Consider the following 3,533-nt stretch of genomic DNA (forward strand, 5'->3'; position numbering starts at 1 on the left):
GGAGAAATATATCAGCCTCTGAGGCTATGGCTGACACAGAGTTTTGAACACCCTCCGCTAGCTGAAGTATACGGAGTGGAACTAAAGCACCACTTTGCACCGACCCCCTTTCCTCCTGTCGTCGCCAGAATGTATTTGGCATTGCCTAGCTAGAGTGGAAGCAGTACATCCAGCGAGGAATAGAAACATCCACCACCTTTGGAAAAGATCAGCTGATCAATAATAAATCGTACTAATAATTATAAACAGCCAGCTTAATTATGGGCACCGAAATCTGGCTAGCGGGCCTGATAGTTTTGAAAGTCACCCCTTTTCTCGGGCAATAATTTATGATTGATGTATCATTGTAAACACGCCTAGTAGTTGCGGCAAAAGGGCCCTTTCCAATATCAGGGTTAATTCCCTTTTACTTATTGGAGATGTAGCTATCGCCATTTGCATGGCACAAAAACGGCCAAAAACCAGCCCAGAAATCCAAAACAATCAAAAACTATTTTTTTGAGAAATACCCAGATTCAATACTCAATATTTAATATTCGCTGAAATTGCCTCATAACGACTTCCTAAAGAAAAAATAGCTTTTAGCTCTTCTGCATCCAGACCCTCCACCAAGCCCTTTAGCCCTTTAGCCCTTTAGCCCTTTAGCCCTTTAGCCCTTTAGCCCTTTAGCCCTTTAGCCTATACCTGCCTTTGAAATAAGGGAAGCCTCTATCGACCAATATTTTTTCCCTTGCACTCTTAAGCAAATGAGAAGTTTCAGCAAGCTTTAAAGGAACTGTACTCACATATTCAATAGTTCTATTTAGTCTTACCTGCTCAGCATTCTCTTGTCTATTTTTCTCAGCCTGCTCGGCTGCAGTCTTAATATTACCAACTCCTATTATGGTAGTAATAAAAACCGAAATCAAAATATCCATAGGGGAAAGAACCACAGGAAATCCCCTACTGCCTCCAACGTAGAAATAAAAAAGCAGAGGAAAAGAAAAGTCAAAAAACAAAGGGCTGGCTTTAACGCAGACTCTAAATATTTAAATACTAGCTCTTTCACCTGAACCCAACTCCCTTGGAAAAATCTCATCCAATTGCGCTTGAGCTTTCTCAAACACTGCCCCCCTTAAAACCAGCTCAAAAAAGCGGCGCTCTTTCTTCCACCATTTACTCTGGCTTGCCGGTAATTTCTGAAATTTCATTCAGGCCCTGCGGCCTTTACCGCCTCACTAGGCTTTTCATATTTCATTTCTGGAACAGCGTATCGATAGCCTCATGGCACTGCCCTGCAAGCTCCTGGAAAACATTCGATTTTCTGGGATTTACACATTACTGTACAAAGCGACGAAATGGTGAGTTTAAAGTGGGGCGCAAGACCATCAGAAAACGACTGGTACATTAGATCAAAGAAGTACAGCGTCAACTACGGCGGCGGATGCATGAGCCAGTGGGCCATACCCTTAAGTGGTTAAGGTCAGTGTTGACTGGGCATATGGACTATTACAGTGTGCCCGGAAATAGTCAGAGTATCTCACTGTTTTGTAATGAAATAGTGAAGCGCTGGTTTAAAATACTCCGCCACCGTAGCCAGCGTTTTACGCTTATTTGGAAGCATTTTGGCCCTTGGATCAGGCGTTTATTTCCATCAGTGCGCGTTGTTCACCCCTATCCAGAAATACGATTTCGCGTTAAATACTCGAAGTAGGATCCGTATGCGTTAGTAGCGCACGTACGGATCTGTACGGGTGGCCGGTGTTCCTACCGTGACCAAATTTAAGCGGTCAATGTAGCGTTTAGAGCGGGAAACATTGCGCACAAAAATATCCAATTATTAAGCTATGCACTTATTCAGAAAGCACTTAACACATTAGAAACCTCCCCCAGCTGCAAAGGGGAGCTATTAACTTCATTTACTCTACATCAGTAAAATTAATTCTGGGAAATTGTAGCAACGTTGCTATCGCCTGCTTGAGAAACACTAACCATGTTGTCAGCGCTAGTTTGAGTAACGAAGGTCGTATTATCATTACCAACCTGGCCAAGGTATGCACTGTGCCCAATACCATTCTGAGAAAGAACAATCATATTATCGCTACTGCCCAACTCATACTGGCCAACCTCGACGAGGTTCAACTCACCGACCTGATCGATATCTATGGTATTGGCAACGCCTTCACTGCCACCGAAGGCTGAGTTGCCACTACCCGTTTGATCGATAGTTGCCAAGTTCCTCTCACCCCACTGGGAGAAGTCAGCCATGTTGACATCCCCCGTTTGAACCAAAGTGGTCGTATTACTGTCACCAAATGTCTGAATAAAACTAAAATTATCAGCGCCGTTTTGAGCAGCCGTCACTACATTATTATGGCCGCCCTGCCAGATTCTGCTAAAGTTCTCCGTGCCCTCCTGTTTAAGAGTGACCGCGCTGTTATGGCTAGCTCTCTGTATGACATCGAAGGAGTTGGAATCACCAGCCTGAAAAACGTTTGCAGCATTCTCAATGCCAAACTGCTCCAAAAAGCCAGTATTTTCATTACCTACCTGGTTTACATAAAGAGTATTTGAATCTAACACCTGCCAACTGTAGAAGAAGTTACTATCCCCATCCTGCGCAAGGGAGGCTGTGCTGTCATTACTAGCTACCTGCCACATCTCCGCATGGTTATCGCTTGCACCAGCGTACTGATCGAGGTATATGGTATTTTCACTACCTTCCTGATGGGCGTAGGCGATATTTCCGGAACCATCCCACTGCTGTACAACCCCCAGGTTTCCTTCACCTAACTGATAAGTATACGCCCCAGAGTCTTGCTGATTTATTTGTCTCGTTTCAACCCAGTTACGATTACCAACCTGTGTCTGTTCAATATAGCTATGGTCCGAAAATGATTGGTCTGCTGTTGCCCTATTGTTATCGCCTTCCTGCTGCTGATAGGCTCCATTATTAGTTGATGCATTGACCTGGCTGATATCTGCTTTATTGCTATTACCCGATTGAAACTGTTCACCGTAGTTACTATCAGCGATAACTTGCCCGACACTAGCAAGCATGGCAATGGCCGCCGTGAGTAAAATATTTTTCATTTACAATCCCCTCCTAGACTATATAAAAAATACAAATAAAGAAGCAGGGCACTAGCTTTACTCCACTACTTGCACTGCAGGTTTGCCACTGAACAGCGCGACAAAAAATAATCCTTACACATTCTGAGTAATATTGACTGAATTTCAGTGGTCGACTTGATAAATCAATAAAATATCTGAAAACCATTCTAGAAACAGGAGATACAAGGAACCTTGCTCAGATGCAAGTTCATCATGGCCTGAAGAGACAACAGACATGGAGACACGACACAGATGATTACTTTGACCAACGGTCATTAAATGCATTTCAGTCAGGTTACCTACATTAGATACGTCTCCACGGATGAAAAACACTATAGAGACAACCGGGCAGGACAATCAATAAGAAGAAAGTGTGTTCTTTGTTTCAATACTTCGGACAGTTTTAGGGGCGAAATAGGTAGGAACCACGGCCAGATACT

Annotated in this window: 3 protein-coding genes; all 3 read right to left on the minus strand. The window is 43.6% G+C overall.

Annotation, left to right across the window (positions count from 1 at the left end):
* Window positions 1–665 precede the first annotated feature (665 nt).
* The 3 genes from MO867_RS21035 to MO867_RS21045 all read right to left on the minus strand — a co-directional run bounded on the left by MO867_RS21035 (window position 666) and on the right by MO867_RS21045 (window position 3,072).
* Window positions 666–932 carry a hypothetical protein gene (locus MO867_RS21035; protein ID WP_252472759.1) on the minus strand — a complete coding sequence of 89 codons (267 nt, stop codon included), beginning with the start codon at window positions 930–932 and terminating at the stop codon, window positions 666–668.
* Between the two features lie 96 nt (window positions 933–1,028).
* Window positions 1,029–1,190, minus strand: coding sequence for a hypothetical protein (locus MO867_RS21040; protein ID WP_252472761.1), 162 nt, complete (start codon window positions 1,188–1,190; stop codon window positions 1,029–1,031).
* 727 nt (window positions 1,191–1,917) lie between these two features.
* Entirely contained in the window at window positions 1,918–3,072 is a 1,155-nt protein-coding gene (locus MO867_RS21045; protein ID WP_252472763.1) for a hypothetical protein, read from the minus strand.
* Window positions 3,073–3,533: the final 461 nt, after the last annotated feature.

It is taken from the genome of Microbulbifer okhotskensis (genome assembly GCF_023895975.1).
Classification (GTDB): Bacteria; Pseudomonadota; Gammaproteobacteria; order Pseudomonadales; family Cellvibrionaceae; genus Microbulbifer; species Microbulbifer okhotskensis.

Excerpts from the sequence above, each read along its gene's own strand:
- MO867_RS21040 (WP_252472761.1), bottom strand. The coding sequence starts at position 1,190 with ATGAAATTTCAGAAATTACCGGCAAGCCAGAGTAAATGGTGGAAGAAA.
- MO867_RS21045 (WP_252472763.1), bottom strand. The coding sequence starts at position 3,072 with ATGAAAAATATTTTACTCACGGCGGCCATTGCCATGCTTGCTAGTGTC.